This window comes from Microbacterium mitrae, assembly GCF_008017445.1.
GTDB lineage: Bacteria > Actinomycetota > Actinomycetes > Actinomycetales > Microbacteriaceae > Microbacterium > Microbacterium mitrae.
The window spans coordinates 1,442,967-1,461,067 of record NZ_VRSW01000001.1; the positions used below are offsets into that span (position 1 = coordinate 1,442,967).

General features: G+C 64.5%; 19 protein-coding genes. 6 read left to right on the plus strand and 13 right to left on the minus strand.

What is annotated here, in order from left to right:
• Positions 1-64 precede the first annotated feature (64 nt).
• A complete protein-coding gene (gene pdxY / locus FVP60_RS06585) occupies positions 65-916 on the plus strand; it encodes a pyridoxal kinase PdxY (RefSeq protein ID WP_147825409.1) in 852 nt (283 codons plus the stop codon).
• A gap of 12 nt (positions 917-928) precedes the next feature.
• Entirely contained in the window at positions 929-1,537 is a 609-nt protein-coding gene (locus tag FVP60_RS06590) for a hypothetical protein (protein WP_147825410.1), read from the plus strand.
• 82 nt (positions 1,538-1,619) lie between these two features.
• Here the strand turns inward: FVP60_RS06590 and FVP60_RS06595 are convergent, their stop codons facing one another.
• Complete coding sequence (locus FVP60_RS06595) at positions 1,620-2,912, minus strand: serine hydrolase domain-containing protein (protein ID WP_246132475.1); 1,293 nt, start codon at positions 2,910-2,912, stop codon at positions 1,620-1,622.
• A gap of 52 nt (positions 2,913-2,964) precedes the next feature.
• Between FVP60_RS06595 and FVP60_RS06600 the strand changes: the two genes are divergently transcribed.
• Both FVP60_RS06600 and FVP60_RS06605 read left to right on the plus strand, forming a co-directional pair.
• A complete protein-coding gene (locus FVP60_RS06600; RefSeq protein WP_147825411.1) occupies positions 2,965-3,270 on the plus strand; it encodes a DUF2470 domain-containing protein in 306 nt (101 codons plus the stop codon).
• A gap of 152 nt (positions 3,271-3,422) precedes the next feature.
• The gene (locus FVP60_RS06605; RefSeq protein WP_147825412.1) at positions 3,423-4,073 is read left to right on the plus strand and encodes a biliverdin-producing heme oxygenase; all 651 of its coding nucleotides are present in this window, start codon (positions 3,423-3,425) and stop codon (positions 4,071-4,073) included.
• 1,014 nt (positions 4,074-5,087) lie between these two features.
• Here FVP60_RS06605 and FVP60_RS06610 read toward each other — a convergent pair.
• A complete protein-coding gene (locus tag FVP60_RS06610; RefSeq protein WP_187240583.1) occupies positions 5,088-6,467 on the minus strand; it encodes an ATP-dependent DNA helicase in 1,380 nt (459 codons plus the stop codon).
• 213 nt (positions 6,468-6,680) lie between these two features.
• Here FVP60_RS06610 and FVP60_RS06615 point away from each other — a divergent pair, with 213 nt between their 5' ends.
• The gene (locus FVP60_RS06615; RefSeq protein WP_147825414.1) at positions 6,681-7,739 is read left to right on the plus strand and encodes a hypothetical protein; all 1,059 of its coding nucleotides are present in this window, start codon (positions 6,681-6,683) and stop codon (positions 7,737-7,739) included.
• 104 nt (positions 7,740-7,843) lie between these two features.
• Here FVP60_RS06615 and FVP60_RS06620 read toward each other — a convergent pair whose 3' ends face one another.
• Entirely contained in the window at positions 7,844-9,817 is a 1,974-nt protein-coding gene (locus tag FVP60_RS06620) for a bifunctional copper resistance protein CopD/cytochrome c oxidase assembly protein (protein WP_147825415.1), read from the minus strand.
• Between the two features lie 200 nt (positions 9,818-10,017).
• Positions 10,018-10,305: an HU family DNA-binding protein gene (locus FVP60_RS06625; protein WP_147825416.1), complete on the minus strand. Its 288-nt coding sequence runs from the start codon at positions 10,303-10,305 to the stop codon at positions 10,018-10,020.
• A 311-nt stretch (positions 10,306-10,616) separates the two neighbouring features.
• Here FVP60_RS06625 and FVP60_RS06630 point away from each other — a divergent pair, with 311 nt between their 5' ends.
• On the plus strand, positions 10,617-11,480 hold the full coding sequence (locus FVP60_RS06630) for a YfhO family protein (protein WP_147825417.1): 864 nt from the start codon (positions 10,617-10,619) through the stop codon (positions 11,478-11,480).
• A gap of 234 nt (positions 11,481-11,714) precedes the next feature.
• On the opposite strand, the gene FVP60_RS06635 is transcribed toward FVP60_RS06630, so the two are convergent.
• From FVP60_RS06635 to FVP60_RS06675, 9 genes are all read right to left on the minus strand, one after another.
• On the minus strand, positions 11,715-12,554 hold the full coding sequence (locus FVP60_RS06635; protein ID WP_147825418.1) for an endonuclease domain-containing protein: 840 nt from the start codon (positions 12,552-12,554) through the stop codon (positions 11,715-11,717).
• A gap of 304 nt (positions 12,555-12,858) precedes the next feature.
• The gene (gene rpsN, locus FVP60_RS06640; RefSeq protein ID WP_147825419.1) at positions 12,859-13,164 is read right to left on the minus strand and encodes a 30S ribosomal protein S14; all 306 of its coding nucleotides are present in this window, start codon (positions 13,162-13,164) and stop codon (positions 12,859-12,861) included.
• A gap of 2 nt (positions 13,165-13,166) precedes the next feature.
• A complete protein-coding gene (gene rpmG / locus FVP60_RS06645) occupies positions 13,167-13,337 on the minus strand; it encodes a 50S ribosomal protein L33 (RefSeq protein ID WP_147825420.1) in 171 nt (56 codons plus the stop codon).
• Complete coding sequence (gene rpmB / locus FVP60_RS06650; RefSeq protein WP_147825421.1) at positions 13,337-13,573, minus strand: 50S ribosomal protein L28; 237 nt, start codon at positions 13,571-13,573, stop codon at positions 13,337-13,339. Before rpmB ends, rpmG begins: the two co-directional genes overlap by 1 nt.
• Before the next feature lie 285 nt (positions 13,574-13,858).
• A complete protein-coding gene (locus FVP60_RS06655; protein WP_147825422.1) occupies positions 13,859-14,545 on the minus strand; it encodes a DNA-3-methyladenine glycosylase in 687 nt (228 codons plus the stop codon).
• Positions 14,521-15,948, minus strand: coding sequence for a hypothetical protein (locus FVP60_RS06660; RefSeq protein ID WP_147825423.1), 1,428 nt, complete (start codon positions 15,946-15,948; stop codon positions 14,521-14,523). The genes FVP60_RS06655 and FVP60_RS06660 overlap by 25 nt, the downstream gene beginning before the upstream one ends.
• A complete protein-coding gene (locus FVP60_RS06665; RefSeq protein WP_246132476.1) occupies positions 15,938-16,693 on the minus strand; it encodes a TIGR03943 family putative permease subunit in 756 nt (251 codons plus the stop codon). Before FVP60_RS06665 ends, FVP60_RS06660 begins: the two co-directional genes overlap by 11 nt.
• Entirely contained in the window at positions 16,686-17,690 is a 1,005-nt protein-coding gene (locus FVP60_RS06670; RefSeq protein ID WP_246132477.1) for a permease, read from the minus strand. Before FVP60_RS06670 ends, FVP60_RS06665 begins: the two co-directional genes overlap by 8 nt.
• Entirely contained in the window at positions 17,687-18,088 is a 402-nt protein-coding gene (locus FVP60_RS06675) for a Fur family transcriptional regulator (RefSeq protein WP_147825425.1), read from the minus strand. The genes FVP60_RS06670 and FVP60_RS06675 overlap by 4 nt, the downstream gene beginning before the upstream one ends.
• Between the last annotated feature and the right edge of the window lie 13 nt (positions 18,089-18,101).

The following is an 18,101-nucleotide window of genomic DNA, read 5'->3' on the forward strand; positions in this document are numbered from 1 at the left end:
GCGATGGTCGGTTCGGCCTAGGCCAACTTCGTGTCGTGGGGCGACGGGGTGCGAGAATGCCTACATGAAGGTGCTTTCCATCCAGTCCGCGGTTGCCTACGGGCACGTCGGCAACTCGGCAGCCGTGTTTCCTCTGCAGCGGATCGGCGTGGAAGTTCTCCCCGTCTACACCGTCAACTTCTCCAACCACACCGGCTACGGCGCCTGGCGCGGCCCGCTCATCAGCCCCGACGATGTGCGTGAAGTCATCACGGGCATCGAAGAGCGCGGCGGCCTGTGCGACATTGATGTCGTGCTGAGCGGCTACCAGGGCAGCGACGGCATCGGCGATGTGATTCTCGACGCCGTAGCTCGCGTGAAGAAGCTCAACCCCTCGGCCGTGTACTCGTGCGACCCGGTCATGGGCAACGCCAAGTCGGGCTGTTTTGTGGCACCCGCGATTCCGGTGCTGCTGCGCGAGCGCGTGGTTCCGCAAGCCGACATCATCACTCCCAACCAGTTTGAGTTGGGCTTTTTGACCGACACCGAACCCGACACCCTCGAGTCGACCCTCGACTCGGTTGACGCGGCATTCGCGATGGGCCCGAAGACCGTGCTGGTCACGAGCGTTGAGCGCCCGGATCGCCCCGAGGGAACCATCGAAATGCTGGCCGCAGATGAGCGGGGTGCGTGGATTGTGCAGACGCCACACCTGCCGATGAAGGCCAACGGTTCTGGCGACGTCACAGCCGCGCTGTTCACGGCGCACTACCGCGAGACCGGGTCGGCTGCGACGGCGCTGGCACGTACGTCGTCAAGCGTGTGGGATCTGTTGAACAACACCCTCGCCTCTGGCCAGCGTGAGTTGCAGCTTGTGGAGTCGCAAGAGGCATATGCCCACCCGCGCATGCAGTTCTCGGTGACGCAGGTTCGCTAGGCGGAACACGCAGTGTCGGCGACAGATTGGACCGCTCACCCCCGACAGGGGCTGGGGCGGCTCGAGTTCGGCATGACGGCACAGCAGGTGCAGGCGTTAGCTGAGGTCTACGGCGCGGCCCTCTCGCAGACCGTCGAACGGATTCCTGACGCGACGCTGCTCGAGACGCTCGCGATGTTTGGCGACGCCATGAGCGCGGCCGAAAAAGCCGAACTGATGGCGGTGTATGCAGAACTGGCGCCAGCGGGCGACGCCGTCAGCGAAGTGCGTGATTCCGGGCTCGTGCTGGGCTACGAGGCAGACGCGCTGTCGCAGATATCGGTGCCAGCGACGATGCCGCTGCTGCTCGACGAGCACGACCTATTCTCGGTGAGTGCGATGGATGCGCTAATGCTCTTGGAGCGGCTGAACGACGCTCCCGGTCGGTATGCGAGCGACGAGGCAGCCTTCGACAACCTGGCGATCTCGGTCACCGGGTTCTGCGAGGTTAGCGACGGCGCTGTGCGCGCGCTCACCGCCGCAGATGAGGCCTTCGGGCAGCGAACGGTAACGCTACGCGCGGTCGCCTATCAGCCCGAGAACGAGGCCGGTCGGTTTATCACCCACCGTCTGCTGAGCTGACGGCGCTTGAGCGCGGCGCGTTGAGCGGGGGCGCGGGATGGGCTCGGCGCGGAGTGCGCGGTGCCCGCCGGGCGCGGTCTCGTTACGGAACCGGGCAGATTGCCTGGGCGCGCACGCTGTTGCCCTCGTCTTCAAACGTCCAGGGCAGTCCGAACTCCGGAACCGTCTGGCCGCCGGCGGCAGGCGCGGTCGCCGCGAGGGCGGCGAGCTGGAAGGCCAGCGAACGCACGATACCCGCATCGTTGGTCGAGTTGTTGAGCATCACGGCAACGGTCACACCCGTCGTCGGGTCAGACCATACCGACGTCGCGTAACCGATCGTCGATCCGCCGTAACCCATCATGCTGTCGGCAAACTGCACGCCGCCGGTGCTGGTGTACCACGACGGAAATCCTTCGGCCATCGGCAACGGCGAGTCGTAGCGCTCAGACTTCTCGCCCTGCGGCAACGTCTGCTCGGCCAGCGCGCGTGCGTAGAGCCCGAGGTCGGTGATGTTTGAAACCACGCCCGAATCCGTCCAACCGGTGGTGGCCGAAACCTCGGTCACATCGGTGGGTTCGGCGCACACCCAGCCCTCCGGGCTATTGGGGGTAATGTAGCCGGTGGGGCTGTTCTCGCCGGGCGCCTGCGCCTTGTCGGTGGGAAGAAGGGTGTTCTCCAAGCCCAGCGGCTCCGTGACGTACTTGGCGAGATACTGCTGCGCGCTCATGCCGGAGGCCCGCTCCAGCGCCAACCCGAGCAGCAGGTAGCCGGTGTCAGACTCGACATAGCGCTCGCCGGGCGCCGCAACCAGCCCGTTGCCCAAGCCAAAGCTCGCAAGCTCGCGCGGGTTCCATTCACGGTCTGGGGAGGCGAGCATGCGGCTCGTGGTCCATGAGGCGAGCCCGCCGACGCCCGACGTCGAGTCGCACAGCTGACCGAGCGTCACGCCCTCCAAGTTCGGAATACCCGGAACCAGGTCGGTGACGGGTGCGTTGAGTTTGACGGTGCCGTCGGCAACCATGCCGTACAGGGCATCACACGTCATCGAACGGGTGATGTCGCCAACGCGGAACGTCATCGACGGGTCCATCGCCGTTGACCCGCCCAGCTGCGTGGTTCCGACTCCGGCGACCCACGAGCCGCTCCACGGCACCCAGACGCCAACGATCGCGCCCGACGCGCCAGAAGCAGCGATAGCGGTGGCGACTGCACCCTCCATTGAGGCGACTAGCTCGGCGGGCAGATTGCCTTCGGCGAGAGCAGGGGTGTCAAGCTTTTCGACGCGATCTGAGGTGCAACCCGTCAGGGCGAGGCTCGCCGTGACGAGGGTTAGTGCCATCATGCGGGTCCACCGCCGGGCGCGGCTCGGCTTCGCGTTCACCTGTACAGTCACGCGAAGAGTCTACGGTGTGGGCACCTTTTATACCCGCGCGTACGCTGTGACCATGACTTTCCGTTTTGACGACGCCATCGTCGCCGCCGTGCTGCACCACATGAACGACGATCACACCGCCGACAACCTGCTCATCGTGCGCGCGTTCGGCGAACCGGAGGCAACGAGCGCGGTCATGACCGGCTTCACCGGCGACGAGGCGATGTGGACCGCGGTGACCCCCGACGGCGAGCGCGAAGTGACGGTGGGCTGGCTTGCCGGTTCTATCTCGGAGCGCCCGGCCGTGCGCCGCGAAGTGGTCGCACTGTACGACGAGGCGTGTGCACGCCTCGGTGTTGAGCCCCGACCGCACGCGTAGCGGGTCTCGGCGTTGAGCCCCGCTCGCGCGCCCTTGGTTCCGCAGCTCTCTTGGTCCGTAACTCCCCGGTTCCGCGGCTCCCTGGTTCCGCAGCGAGCCTTCTTAGCCGACCCCGGTGGCGGGCCGTGTTAGGTAGCCCTTACTATTGGAGTATGGCTGAACTCGTCCCCTTTTCTGCGGCAATTCGCGACCGCGCATCCGGCGCGCATTCCGATAGCGAGGGCGCCGGCTTCATGTCGAGCCTGCTTAAGGGCGAGCTCAGTCGCGAGGACTACACGGCCCTCGTCGTGCAGCACTACTTCATCTACCGCGCTCTCGAAGAGGCAACCGAGCGCATGCGCAACGACCCAATCGCGGCGCGATTCATCAGCGACAAGCTGACCCGCATTCCGGCGCTCGAGGCCGATCTTGCCTTCTTGCTTGGCGAGAATTGGCGTGACGAAATCGTCGCGTTGCCGTCGACGCGTCGCTACGTTGATCGCATCGAGCAGGTCGGCAAGACGTGGGCTGGCGGCTACGTCGCCCATCACTACACGCGCTACCTCGGCGACCTCTCCGGCGGTATTTACATCGGCCGCGTCGTGGCTCGTCAGTTCGGTTTCGAAACCAACGGCATCGGGTTTTACCTGTTCGGCGACATCGCCGATCCGCGTGCGTTCAAAGACGTCTACCGCGCCGAGCTGGACGACGCCGGCTGGAGCGACGAAGAAAAAGAACGCATCATCGCCGAGGTGCTGGCCGCCTACCAGTTCAACACCGACATCTTCGCCGAACTGTGGGCCGAGCGCAGCCTCGCCGCGTAATTCCCTACCGGCCCGGCTGAGCCTGGCACGGTTGAGCCCGGCGGCCTAGTCTGGCGGCCTAGTCTGGCGGCCCAACCGCCGCGCGACCTAACCGCCGCGTGGCACCGAAGGGCCACCCCGGGGTTCCCAAATGTCGGACTAACTTCGCCGACACGCCGGGTGCACCCGCTCTCACCGTGGTTCCTCCCCACCCACTCCGACATTTGGCGACGGAACCACGCGGGCGCCACGGAACCACACGCGCAGCCACGCGGTGCACGACGGAATCACACCCGTAGCCGAACCCTGCGCGCGAAGGTCACCCCAGGGTTCCCAAATGTCGGACCAACCTCGGCGACACGCCGGGAACGCCCGCTCTCACCGTGGTTCCTCCCCACCCACTCCGACATTTGGTAACGACGCCGCAGGCGCCACGGAACCACACGCGCCGCCACGCGGTGCACGACGGAACCACACCCGCAGCCGGACCCTGCGCGCGAAAACCACCCCAGGGTTCCCAAATGTCGGACGAACCACGGCGACACGCCGCACCCACCCGCTCACACCGTGGATCCGCCCCACCCACTCCGACATTTGGCGACGGAACCACGCGGGCGCCACGGAACCACACGCGCAGCCACGCGGTGCACGACGGAACCACACCCGCAGCCGAACCCTGCGCGCGAAAACCACCCCAGGGTTCCCAAATGTCGGACGAACCACGGAGACACACCGCACCCACCCGCTCACACCGTGGTTCCACCCCACCCACTCCGACATTTGGCAACGGAACCACTCGGTGCACGACGGAACCACACCCGCAGCCGGACCCTGCGCGCGAAAACCACCCCAGGGTTCCCAAATGTCGGACGAACCACGGCGACACGCCGCACCCACCCGCTCACACCGTGGTTCCGCCCCACCCACTCCGACATTTGGCAACGGAACCACGCGGTGCACGACGGAACAACGGAACCACGCTGTGCACGACGGAACCGGGGAACCACGCCACCCGCGGAACCACGCGGGGCGCGGTTAGGAGGTCACGGGGCGGGCGGTGGCTTGCTGGGCGCGCCGGACGCCGGCCATGAATCGCTGCACGTCGGGGTCAACGCGAATGTCGCTGGGCCGCAGCGGACGTGACAGGTACAGGCCGTCGAGACTGGTCAGTCGCGAGAGGGCGACGTACGTTTGACCGGGGGCGAACGCGCCAGAGCCGAGGTCGATGATGGCCTGATCGTAGGTCTTGCCCTGCGACTTGTGGATCGTCACGGCCCACGCCAGACGCAACGGAAACTGCGTAAACTCCGCGACAATATCGCGCTTGAGCTGCTTGGTTGACGCGTTGTAGGCGTAACGGAATCGCTCCCACACGGTCGGCTCAACGTCGAACTCGTCGCCGTCTACGTCGACGCGCACGCTGTCTCCGGAGATGCGCGTGACGGTTCCGATCGTTCCGTTGACGTATCGCGGGGGCTCCGGAAACGAGCCAATGTCGTTGCGCAAGAACATGACCTGCGCGCCGATCTTGAGCTTCAGCTCGGCGTCGGCCGGGTAATTCGCCTCGCCGCGGCCAAACTCGCCGTTGATTTCGGCAACCGCGGTCTGCTCGCGACCCGGCAACGCGGCCAGGTGCTTGCGGTTGATGTTGTTGACGATGTCGTTGCGGGTCGCCAGCGTGATGACTGGATTCTCGGCGTCATCCGACGGGGTGCGAGCGCCCTGCGTGTTGAGCACGCCGGCAATGTCGGCGGTCACGCGGCCGTATCGCACCGCGTTGAGCATGGTCTTGAAGCCATCGTCTGACTGCCGGTGAATGTCAATCAGCTCAACAATGTGCAGCGGTGCGCCCGGGGTTCCGATGTCGAGCATGCCGTCGGAACGCGCCGCGGTGCCCGCCCACACATGCGCGTCGAAAAACCAGAACGAGCGGTAGTGATCTTGCACGTAGCGCAGCTCATCGCCGCGTGGCGGCACCGGCGCAAGCTGATACGGGTCGCCAAACATGACCACCTGCACGCCGCCGAATGGCTCGCCGCGCTTGCCGCGCGCCTGGCGCAGCGCGCGATCCATGCCGTCCATGAGGTCGGCGTTCACCATCGAAATCTCATCGATCACCAGCGTGTCGATGGCGTTCAAAATTTTGCGGATCGCATCGGACTGATCAATCTCGCTGTCGGCAATCAGCCCAATCGGCAACCGAAACAGCGAGTGGATGGTCTGGCCCTCTACATTGAGCGCGGCAACGCCCGTCGGCGCGCAAATCGCGATCTGCTTTGACGTGTTCCACGCCAAATACTGCAGCAGCGTCGACTTTCCGGTTCCCGCGCGCCCCGTCACGAACACGTGTTCGCGCGTGTCTTCAATCAGACGGAACACGGCTTCTTGTTCCGCAGAGAGGGGTGGGAGGTTCACAAAAGTCCTTTGAAAGATCGTCATTCCATCGTAGATGCCCGACGCCCCGCGCCTCCCGCGTCGTGCACAGGGAACCCCGCGTCGTGCACAGGGAAGTGGAACCATCACACGGCGGCGGCCGCGAGCGGCGCCCGCGAGCAGGGCACGCCGCGCGACACACACGTGCCGACAAATGCTCAGGATGTGTGGAGGGTCGATCCATAGACTGTTCCCGTGGAGCCCATCGCGCGACGCAGCGGGCGCAGACTCGCACGTGACCTCGCACTCCTGGCGCTGGCCGGAGTGCTGCTTGCCGTTGGCGCATTCTTTGGTTACAACCTGCTCTACAAAAACGTTTACGGCCCCGGCGCCTTCGTCGAGAACTATCTCACCCTCCTCAGCGAGGGTCGTGCGGCCGACGCCCTCGTGGTTCCGGGTGTCAGCGTTGACTCCGTCGAGCTCGAAGAGGCTGGCATCGACCCGATGGCCTCTGACGCACTGCTGCGGCGCGACGCTCTGGCGCCGCTCACCAACATCAAGATCGTCTCGGAGCGCACCGATGGCGACCTCGTCATGGTCACCGCCTCGTACACGGCCGGCGGCGTAAACGGATCAACCACGTTCGCCGTGACCTCCAACGGCTGGCAGGGCCTCGCCCCCGGCTGGAAGTTCGCCAGAACCCCGCTCGGCGTCATCGACCTCACGGTTTTCGGCTCCATGACCTACTCCATCAACGGGTTCGACCTCGATAAGCGGCAGGTATCCGTCGACGGCATCGACGCCGCGCCCTCCGACGCCGTGCCGATGCTGGTGTTTTCGCCCGGCCTCTACTCGGTCGCCGTTGACACCGCGATTTCAACGGCGAGCGGAACCGCGGTGCTGGCCGACGTGCCGCTCACCTCGGTTCCGGTGGTGGTGCAGACCCTGCCAACCGACGAATTTGTGCAGGTCATTCAAGACCGCGTGAATGACTTCTTGACCACACAGTGCGCCTCCCAGCAGGTGCTACAGCCGACGAACTGCCCATTCGGCATCACGGTGCAAAACCGCATCGCCAACCTCCCCGTGTGGACCATCTCACAGCCACCCGTCATCACCGTCGCACCCGATGGTTCCAACTGGCGCATTCCCGAGGGGAGCGCGGTCGCCACCGTCACCGTCGAAATGAAATCGCTCTACGACGGCTCGATTTGGGAGCGCGTCGAAGAGGTGCCATTCACGATGAGCGGCACGATTCTCATGACCCCCGACGGTCAAGCGTCGATCAGCATTACCTCGGTCGACATTCGCTAGCGGACCCACAGCGCCGGCGTCGGTGCGGAACCACGGCACGCGCGTCGGAGCGGAACCGCGGCGCACGAGCGCCGGACCGGGACCCGCGTCGCGCGTCGAAGCGCCTATTCGCCGCGTTGCGCGTCGCGTTGCGCGATCTGGGCGAGCTTGGCGTTGTATTCGGCCAGCTCCGCGTCACCCGTGCGATCGGCGTGACGGTCACGGTTGCGCTGTTGGCGCTCGTCGCTGCGGCTCCACTGAATCGCAATCACGATGCCGGTGATCAGTGTCGGGATTTCACCGATCGACCACGCGATGCCGCCGCCAACATACTGATCTTGCATGGGCGTATCACCCCACGTGCGACCCATCGAGCCGTACCACTCCGCCGCCATGAGCCCCTCGTTCATCATGATGGCCATGCCAAAGAAGGCGTGCATGGCGGCCACCGCGATGAGCGTGATCAGGCGGCCAGCATACGGAAAGCGGAACGGAATCGGGTCGATACCAACGAGGGTCAGCACGAAGATATAGCCCGAGATCAAGAAGTGCGCGACCATCCAAATGTGGCCGAGGTGGTCATACAGCGACCAGCGGAACAGGTCGGAGTAGTAGAACAGCCACAGTGATCCGACAAAGATCGCGGCCGCCACAATCGGGTGCGTGACGAACTTCGAGAACGGCGAGTGAATCGCCCACAGCACCCACTCCCGCACGCCACGGGTTCCGTCGTGCCGCTTGTCGACGGCGCGCAGCAGCAGGGTAACGGCGGAACCAAACACCAGACACAGCGGAATGGCCATGGTCAGCAGCATGTGGCCCATCATGTGCACGCTGAACAGGTAGGCCTGGTAGGCGTTGATCGGGCCGCAGGTGACCCACACCAGCAGCAGCATGCCGATGACCCAGAGGATCGTGCGGTAGATCGGCCAGTGGTCTCCGCGGCGACGCAGGCGGTACACGCCGATCAGGTACAGCACAATGCCGAAGGCGGCCACGGCGAGCCACAGAATGTCGATGTTCCACTGGGTAAACCAGCGTTCGGCGGTGAGCTCTGGCGGCAGCGAGGCGTTGGTCAGTCGTTCTGCCGGCGTGCGCGTTGCGCCCGTGGAGAGCAGCGCAACCGGGGAGGGCGTGCGGGCGAGGGCCGCGGCGACGCCGCTCGCGATACCCATGATGGCAAGTTCGAGCGCCACCAGACCCCAGAATGGCGCGGCCGATTTGGGGTTGTCGGTCTTCGCAATCAGCTTGGTGCGGTACACCGCGCCGAGCACGCCGAGGGCAATCAGCGTCAGCACCTTGACGATCACCAGCACGCCGTAGGGAGAGAACAGGTACTGCCAGTCGCCGAGGCCCGTGAACGCACGAACCACGCCGCTGGCGGCAACAACAACAAAGGCGAACAACGCGAGCGACGAGTAGCGCTGCAGCGTGGTGGTGATGCGGGTCACGTGCGGTCGCACCATCACCACGGCGATCAGGCCGCCGATCCAGACGGCCGCGCCGATAACGTGCATGCCGAGCGAAGAAACGGCCAGGTTGTGGTTGGCGAGGTCACCGGCGTGGCCCTGCGTGACCATGGGCATGGCGGTGACGAAGGCGAGGCCCGCAGCGAACAGCGTTGCCAGCCACGACCGCCACGCGAAGGTCAGCATCGTCAACACAGCCGCACCGATCGTGGTGAGCAGCCACGCGGTTCCGAGCGGATTGTCGGTGAGATACCGCCCCAACTGCTGACCAAAGTCTGGCCCGAGCGACACCTGCGGGTTGAAAACCAGAATGAAGTTGAAGAACGCGGCCGTTCCGGCCGAGACCGTGAGCAGGGCCGCCGAGAACGATGCCAAATCCAGCAGCACATCGTAGGCGCGATCGCTGGGCTTGAAGGCAAACAGCGCCAGCACCAGGGCACCGAGAGCGCCCGCGAGCGAAAGGTTGACGAACAGTTTCGCGATCGGCAAACCCCAGCGCGCCACAGGTCCTGGGTCACCGAGGTCGAGGGGCGCCGCACCGCCACCGTAGGCGAGGGAGATCACAACGGCGACAACAGCCGCGACGATCAGAATCACCGGGCCGAGGGCCCGCAGCGTGCGCGGTTTCACCCTTCTAGCCTAGGCGCTCTCACCTGAGTGCCCGGCCCGCGGGGTGCTGCGCGGGCACGCGGCACAAGGGTCGGGCGCTGCGCGGGCACGCGGCACAAGGGTCGGGCGCTGCGCGGGCACGCGGCGCGAGCGGTCGGCTGCTGCGCCCAAAAGCAACAGAGGGTGCCGCGCAATGCGACACCCTCTGTTCAGAAGCTGAATTACTTGACAGCTGCCTTGAGCTTGGAACCAGCGGTCACCTTGACGCGCTTGCCAGCGGGGATCTTGATCTCAGCACCGGTCTGCGGGTTGCGGCCCGTGCGTGCCGACGTCTCGACCTGCTCGAATGCGATCCAGCCCGGGATCGAAACCTTGGCACCCTTAGCAACAGCGTCAGAAACCGTAGCGAACAGTGCGTCGAGAACACCCGACACCGAAGCCTGGCTCTGACCGGTTGCCGAAGCGATGCTAGCGACGAGCTCGGTCTTGGTGATGGACTTGTCAGCCATTTGTTGTCCTCCAGCGGCGACATACGCCGCCTGTTATTGCTTGTGGTCTGAGGAGCAATGCCCTCAGGTGGTCAATCGACCGCCTTGAATGTACCAATGGAATCGGACACTTGCCCGGTTTTCCGCGAGTTTTCACGATTTTTGACAGCGTGTCGCGTTAAAACTGAGGTTTTTGGGGCTGATGTGACTGATGTGACTCATCGAGCGGCCCCAACGTAACCGGTGTGCGTCGAAACAGCGCAGTGGCCACGCAAACCCCTGATTATCCGGCATGATAGGGGCGGTCGTCATCGTCATTCCGGAGGTAAACCGTGGCCCAAGCACCCAAGTCCAACAAGAAGGTGGTTCGCGTCGAGTCCGCGAAGACCTCATCTTCGGGGTCGTCGTCGACGCCTGCCGAGGCCACCTGGAAGCCCACCGCTGAGGCTAAGAAGAAGGCAATGACCTTCCGCATCATCGCGTTCGCCCTGTGGATTCTGGCGATCGCCGGCGAGGCCTTCACGATCTTCTACGTACTGCGCCAAGTACCCGTTAAGACGTGGCTGCTGATCGTTCTCATCGTCGTTATCGGCCTCCTCGCCATCGGCGGCTCACTGCTGTGGAAAAACGCCAACAAGCTTGACCCGGCCTCGCGCAAAGACACGGTGCGGTTCTTTGTGCAGAATCAGCTGGGGCTGATCATGACGATCATCGCGTTCTTGCCGATGATCGTGCTGGTCTTCACGAACAAGAACATGGATGGCAAGCAGAAGGCGCTTGCCGGAACCATCGGCATCATCGTCGCGCTCGTCGCCGGATACTTCGGCTACTCGCAGAACGCGCCGTCTGTTGAGCAGTACACCGCCGAGACCGGCATCGTGCAGGCAATCACGGGCGAAGACCTCGTGTACTGGACCACCTCGGGCAAGGTCTATCACCTCTGCCAGGCCGCATCTGACGTGAACATGGAGTCGAAAGACAACACGATCCACTCCGGAACCTCGCAAGATGCCCGCGACAACGGTAAGGAGCGCCTCACACTGCAGCTCGACAGCGAGCTCAAGGAGTGCGGCTACGTCGACTACGTGCTACCCGAGAACTGGAAGGCCGTCATCCGGGGCGAAGATCCATTCGTCGCCGAAGACTGGCCGCGTGGCGCGCTCATCGTCAACGACCCCACCGAGACCACTCCGTAGCGTTTCGCGACAGGGTTTGTCGTAACCTTCGCAAGTCGAGCGAAACCCCAGCCTCAAAAGTCGAGCGGAACCCCTGGTTCCGCTCGACTTTTGCGAATCTAGCGCCTGCGTCACGCCCCAGGGCGCACCCGAGCGATGCGACGCGTTCCCGAAATGCGACAGCACGCCCCAACTGCGACCAATCGGCAAACCAATGCCCGCAACTCGGGCGATCAGTCGCATTTCGGGCACGCGCTATCGACCCAGGTGCAGGCCTGCGTCGATCGCACGTTGGATCGTGCGGTACACGTATGGCCAGTTGTTGACGACCTGGTCATACGTAAAACGCAGTGTGGTGTAACCACGCACCGCAAGTTCTGCGTCGCGTCGAACATCCCGCGACCGCGCTGCAGACCCGCTATGGAATTCGAACCCGTCGACCTCGATGATGAGGTAGTCACCGATCAGCAGATCACAGGGGTGCGAGCCGATGAGCCACTGCGGACGTAACTCAACCGCGAGATGGCGGAGGCGGTGAATGAGGAAGGAGTCGAGGCCGGAGTCCGCAAAGTTCGTCACGCGCAGCGCCAACGCTCTAGCCCGCGTGCTTCCCCAGTTCAGGCGTTGAAGCGCGATCGGGCTCAACCTCTCCTTCTTTACCGCAGACTCCCACGTCGCCATAGCGTGATCTGCTGGCAGGCACAGCGCAATATTGCGAAGTGCCGACACGACGGTGTCGAGAACATTGAGCGGATCGTGCGCACCAATCGGTACCCGGAAATGCCGCTTGATGCTTGGTTCCGTCGACAACCCTCCACTGTGCGGGCGGTGCGCGACGTGCAGTACGCGACGCGAGGGTGCGATCCACCAGCCACGGTGTTCCGCAAATGACTCGCACGTAAGTTGCCCTCCCGCGTTCGCCGCTGCGACGAGCACCGGCGCGGTACTCGGCAGTGCGACCCAGAGCCTTCGCACCGGAATCAACAGCCCCGCCGCCATCCCCCGATGAATGACATGCTTCGTGTATCCGGCCTCTGCGAGCCTTCGGCGATGGACGATGGTTCCGTTATTTGCAATCCACGACGCAATGTCCATGCAGTTGATCGTGTGCCGACGGGACGCGACGCGGCCCAGGTTCCGCCGGGTTGGGGACAGTAAGCACCCGCGGCCCACTTGTGCAGGAACATTGCCCCTTGCCCAAGCGCGACCGAACGGCCGAACTGCGACCGATCAGAGCAGCATTGTGCGCAGTCGGGGCGGGGTGTCGCAATTCGGCAAACGGAACCATGGAGCGCGGAGACTGGAGCGCGGGGAGCAGAAGGCTGGGGCACGGAACCACCTGCCCCACAAATGCCACAGGGGCGCCTCCCGAAGGAGACGCCCCTGTGTGAAAAAGTGCTTACCAGCTCGACTTGGTAACACCCGGAAGCTCACCGCGGTGAGCCATGTCGCGGAAGCGAACACGGGAGATGCCGAACTTGGAGAGGTGACCACGCGGGCGGCCGTCGATGACGTCGCGGTTGCGAACGCGCACCGGCGAAGCGTTGCGGGGCAGCTTCTGCAGGCCGACCCGGGCAGCTTCGCGCTGCTCGTCGGTCGAAGTCGGGTCAACCAGAGCCTTCTTGAGCTCCAGGCGCTTTGCGGCGTAGCGCTCGACGATGACCTTGCGCTTCTCGTTCTTAGCGATCTTGCTCTTCTTAGCCATTCTTAACGCTCCTCTCGGAACTCAACGTGCTTGCGTACGACGGGGTCGTACTTCTTCAGCACCAGACGGTCGGGGTTGTTGCGACGGTTCTTGCGGGTCACGTAGGTGTAACCCGTGCCAGCCGTCGACTTCATCTTGATGATCGGACGAATGTCCTGAGCCTTCTTCGCCATTAGAGCTTCACACCCTTCGCGAGGAGGTCCTTAACGACCGACTCAATTCCGCGAGCGTCAATAACCTTGATGCCCTTAGCCGAAACGTTCAGCGTGATCTTGCGACCAAGCGATGCAACGTAGTAGGTCTTCTTCTGCACGTTCGGGTCGAAGCGGCGCTTCGTCCGGCGGTGCGAGTGGCTGATGTTGTGACCGAAGCCGGGAACAGCTCCTGTCACCTGGCACACTGCTGCCATGGTGTCTCCTTCTGTACCGTGAAGCCGGACGGCTTCACCCAAGATCCCTTGTCTGCACACGCCTCTCCCCTACTCGTTTCCGAGTCAGGAGGAAGGGAATGTACGAACTGCGTGCTGGAGTGCTCGCAGACAAGCGACCAGTTTAGCACGGGAGCGGGAGACCTCTGAACGCGAGCCGAGCATGGTTTCACGTGGAACCATCGCTCGCTGACGCGGAACCAGCGGCGCGTGAGACGGAACCAGCGGCGCGCGATACAGAATCAGGGGTACGGAACCACCGGCGCACTATGCGGCGCCGCGACCGGGACGAAATGGCGATACCGTCGGATCGCCCGTGATCCAGAACCGCCACGGATAGGCGCTGGTGCCGGCAATCCCGGCCACCCCGACGCGCGGCCCGGTCGAAAACTCAGCCACTGGTTCCGTTCGCAGCAACAGCTCGGCGGTGGCACCTGCTTGGGACGCGTGAGTAATGGCGTCAATGCCATCGTGAATCGGATGGCGCAAACCAATGGCCTGGCCAAGCCGCCCCGGCCCGCGCGCCAGATCGCGATCCGGCGGAATACGAACGCCCGACTCGCCATGAATCGCCCGCCGTTGCCGCGCCAACTCGATGCCTTCGACAATCTCACCCGCACGCAACAGCATGCCGTCACCCCGACCTTCCGGCCCCGCCGCGACGTTGACGCAGGAGTGAATACCGTGGCTGAGGTACACGTAAAGGTGACCGGGCTCGCCCCACATCGTGGCGTTGCGCGCGGTGCGCCCCATGCGGGCGTGGGATCCGGGGTCCGGGATATCGCCTGTTCCCTGGCCGTGGTACGCCTCGACCTCGGTGATGCGCACACCGACCGTGCCGTCGGCGGTCGTGACGCGCAGCACACCGCCCAGCAGCGTGGGCGCCACGTCAACCGCGTAGCCAAGCAGGTCGGCGCGCGTTGCCGGCCTCAGAACTGGCTGCGTGAGCACCATGAGATATCGAATCCGTTGAGTTCACTGATGACGGAACCATTGTCGACGTCGACGATGCGCGTGACGGTTTTCGGCATGGGGCGCGTGTAGGTGTCGTAGGGGTTGTTCGCGTAGTCGGGGGCGACGATGACGGCAACGTATTGCGCGCTGGGTGACACGCAGAACTGCAGAATCGGATCTGTCTTTTCGTTCAGCACCACCGTGCGCACCGAGCCGTCGGAGGCGACGAGCTCGATCGCGTGCCCCGTCGGCAGCCCGCCTTCATCTCGCTGCGTGACGGCCCACAGTTGGCCGTCGTCGGCAGCGGGCTCCACCCGCCCCGGGGTGCCGCTCAGCGCGGGCAGTTCGATCGGAGTCTCAACGCCCGTTTGCAGGTTGATGCCGACCGGAACCCCGGAGCGGTCAATGATGGCTTCGTACGTGCCGCGAGATATGCCATCAATTGCATATGCGGTTCCGAGTCGCGCAGACGATCCATCGGCAGCCAACAGCAGATCACCGGCAAAGGTCACCGTGAGAAGCCCTGGGGAGTCGGGAACGAACATCCAGTCGGCGACGGATGGGTCGGTGCTCGCGAGGCTTAGCTCGACCGGTTCAGCCGCTGGGTCGTGAATGGAGGCGGTGTACAGAATGCTGGCGCGGCCCGTGGTTTCGGTCAGCTCGCGATCGGTGAAGAGATAACCGAACGCGCCGCCACGGTGCGCAACCTGCAGGCTCGAGATATATCCGTCACCCGGCAGCGTCGCATACCGGGGATTGGTTCCGTCTCGATCGGTGATGATGATGGCGCTGCGATCGTCTTCTTCAACCAGAATGACGAGGGCGTCAGGCGCGACGCGCATCTCTTCGATGTGATCGTGCGTGAAGATTGTCTGCCTGCTCATGCCGTCAATCGGCATCGTGACGATCATGTCGAGCTCGCCGGTGCCGTCGCGCTGCAGCAAGAAGATCGAGGCGGGTGCCGTGGTGATGCTGGTCTCAATCGTGACCTCTGGCCCGCCTCCGACGGCGTTCACTCCGTTGATTTTTACCGTGTAAGTCGTGGCGTCGTTAAGGGGCGCGGTAAAGCGCACCCCGATGTTGCGCCCCTGCGCATCGACGGTGAAGTCGGTCGCCGGAGTCACCGTCACGTCGTCTGCCGTGATGCCATCCAGCGCCTGATTGGTGGTGAGGGTCAGGCGTGTTCCCGACGATTCAATCGCCGCCTGCTCGTCGAACGTGACATTCGTCAGTCGCGGCCCCTGCGTGAGCGCAATGCCCGCGCCGACGCCGGAGAGTACGGCGAGCACGCCGACCACGGCGGCGACACGTCGCCAGAAGGTCGCCGTGGTCTGCTTGGTGCGGCGGCGCCGAGACTCACTGCTGGCGCGGCCCTGCGCGCCCGATCGGCTGTCAGTACTCATACGGGTCTGCCGGTTCGTCAATCGGTGTGACTTCGGTCGCGCGCACGACGAGGTCGCCGGCGCTGTTGGCTTCGACCGTGCCGGTAACGCTCACCCACTGGCCGGTTTCTTCGCTGCTCGCCAGCTCAACCAGCGGAACACTCGCCGGCTGCGCATCGATCACGCAGTGGGTGACCACGAGTCGGGTCAGCTGTGAGCCACCCCCGCTCTTCGAAGGCGTAACAAACCCGGTGAGAGTCACGGTCGTGCCCTCGTAGAGACGGGAGTCCGGCGCGGTCGCGAAGACGCTCGCCCAGTCCCCCACGCCAAACGTTGCGGTGTCACCGGTGGTGGCGAGGGCGATAACGTCATCGCCACCAAACAGCGGAGTCACGCCGAGATCGCGGTCCATTGCGGTCTGGGCAGACAGCGAGGCCGGCGGCAACAACAGTGCGGCAGCCACCACGACCAGTGCGATGGTTCCGCCCACCGCACCCGCGACGGCGCCAGCCGCGCGGCGTGCCGGCGCCTGCGCCACGTGCCCATGGTCGTGATCGTGCTCGGCTTCGCGGCCCAGCGGAATCGCGAACGAGGCAACGCATCCGGTGAGCGCGACTACCGCCATTCCGATGGCAAACCATGAGCCGTCAGGGTTGATGTAGAGCGCGAGGCTGCCGGTGGCTGCGAGCACGATGGTGACGACGGCGATGGCGGCGGTGATTCCGACGCCCAGCAGGCGGGTGGCGATCGATGAGGCGTTAGACAAAGAGGTTCACCGCCGTTCCGAGTGCGAACGCGAACAGCAGCACAATGGCGACGATGATCACCAGGGTGCGGGTGGTGAATGTGGTGCGCATCAGCGCAAGCATCTTCACATCGACGATGGGGCCGACAACGAGAAAGGCAACGATCGAGCCGGAGGAGAACGTGCTGGCAAACGACAGCGCAAAGAACGCGTCGACGTTAGAACAGATCGCAACGATCATCGCGAGCAGCATCATGGTGACAATCGAGAGCACCGGATTCGAGCCGATCGCGATTAATGCCTCTCGCGGAATAAGCACCTGAACGGCGCCGGCGATGGCCGAGCCGATCACGAGGGCCGGCATCACCGCACGAAGCTCAATGATGAACTGAACCAGCGTGCGCTCGGTCTTTGCCGCGTGCGTGTGATGGGCGGCATCGCACGTTGCGAGAAACTTTTCGGTGAGCAGCGCGTCGGGGTTGGGGTGGCGGGAGAACACCCAGCCGATGAGGTTCGCGACCGCAAAACCACCGACCAGGCGCGCCACCAGAATGCCGCCATCCCAGCCAAAGGCGGCGTGCGTCGTAATAATGACGATCGGATTGACGATCGGCGCCGCGATCAAAAACGTCAGGGTATCTGCCGGGGTAAACCCGCGCATCATGAGGCCGCGAGCGAAGGGCACGTTGCCGCATTCGCACACCGGAACCACGATGCCCAGCAGCGAGAGCACCATGCGTCTGGCCCATGCCCGTTTGGGCATAAGTCGTTCGAGCACGCCGGCAGGCAACCACACCTGCACCACGATGGAGAGGGTGACGCCGAGGATCACCCACGGCAACGCTTCGATGAGAACGCTCAGCGCGAGGGTGAGTCCGTCTTGGGCGCGATCGGGCAGGTCAACGCTGAACAGCGTGGGAGCCCACAGGTCGATAGCGATCAGGGCGGCGATCACCGCGACGCCGACGCCGAGCAACACCGCCGCGCGGTCGGCGGCCCGGGGACGGGTGCTGGTCACGAGCCTTCGCGTGCCGCGCTGCACGACGCGCAGAGGCCGAAGATGTCGACCACGTGCTCGGCTTCGGTAAAGCCGTGCGCGGCAGCCGTCGTTCGTGCCCACTGCTCAACGTCGGTGGCGGCGATTTCGACCGTCAGTCCGCAACGGCGGCAAATCAGGTGGTGGTGGTGCCCGTCGGACGAGCAGGCGCGGTACAGCGACTCACCCTCGGGGCTCTGCAATGAGTCGGCGTCGCCGTTTGACGCCAGCGATGCCAGCGCACGATAGACGGTGGCCAGGCCGATGCCCGTGTTGTCGTCTCGCAGCGCCGAGTACAGCGCCTGAGCGCTCACGAAACCGCCCGCGTCTGCGAGCGCTTCGCGCACTCGTTCGCGCTGCCACGTGTTTCGCTGAGCCATAGTCCGAGCCTAC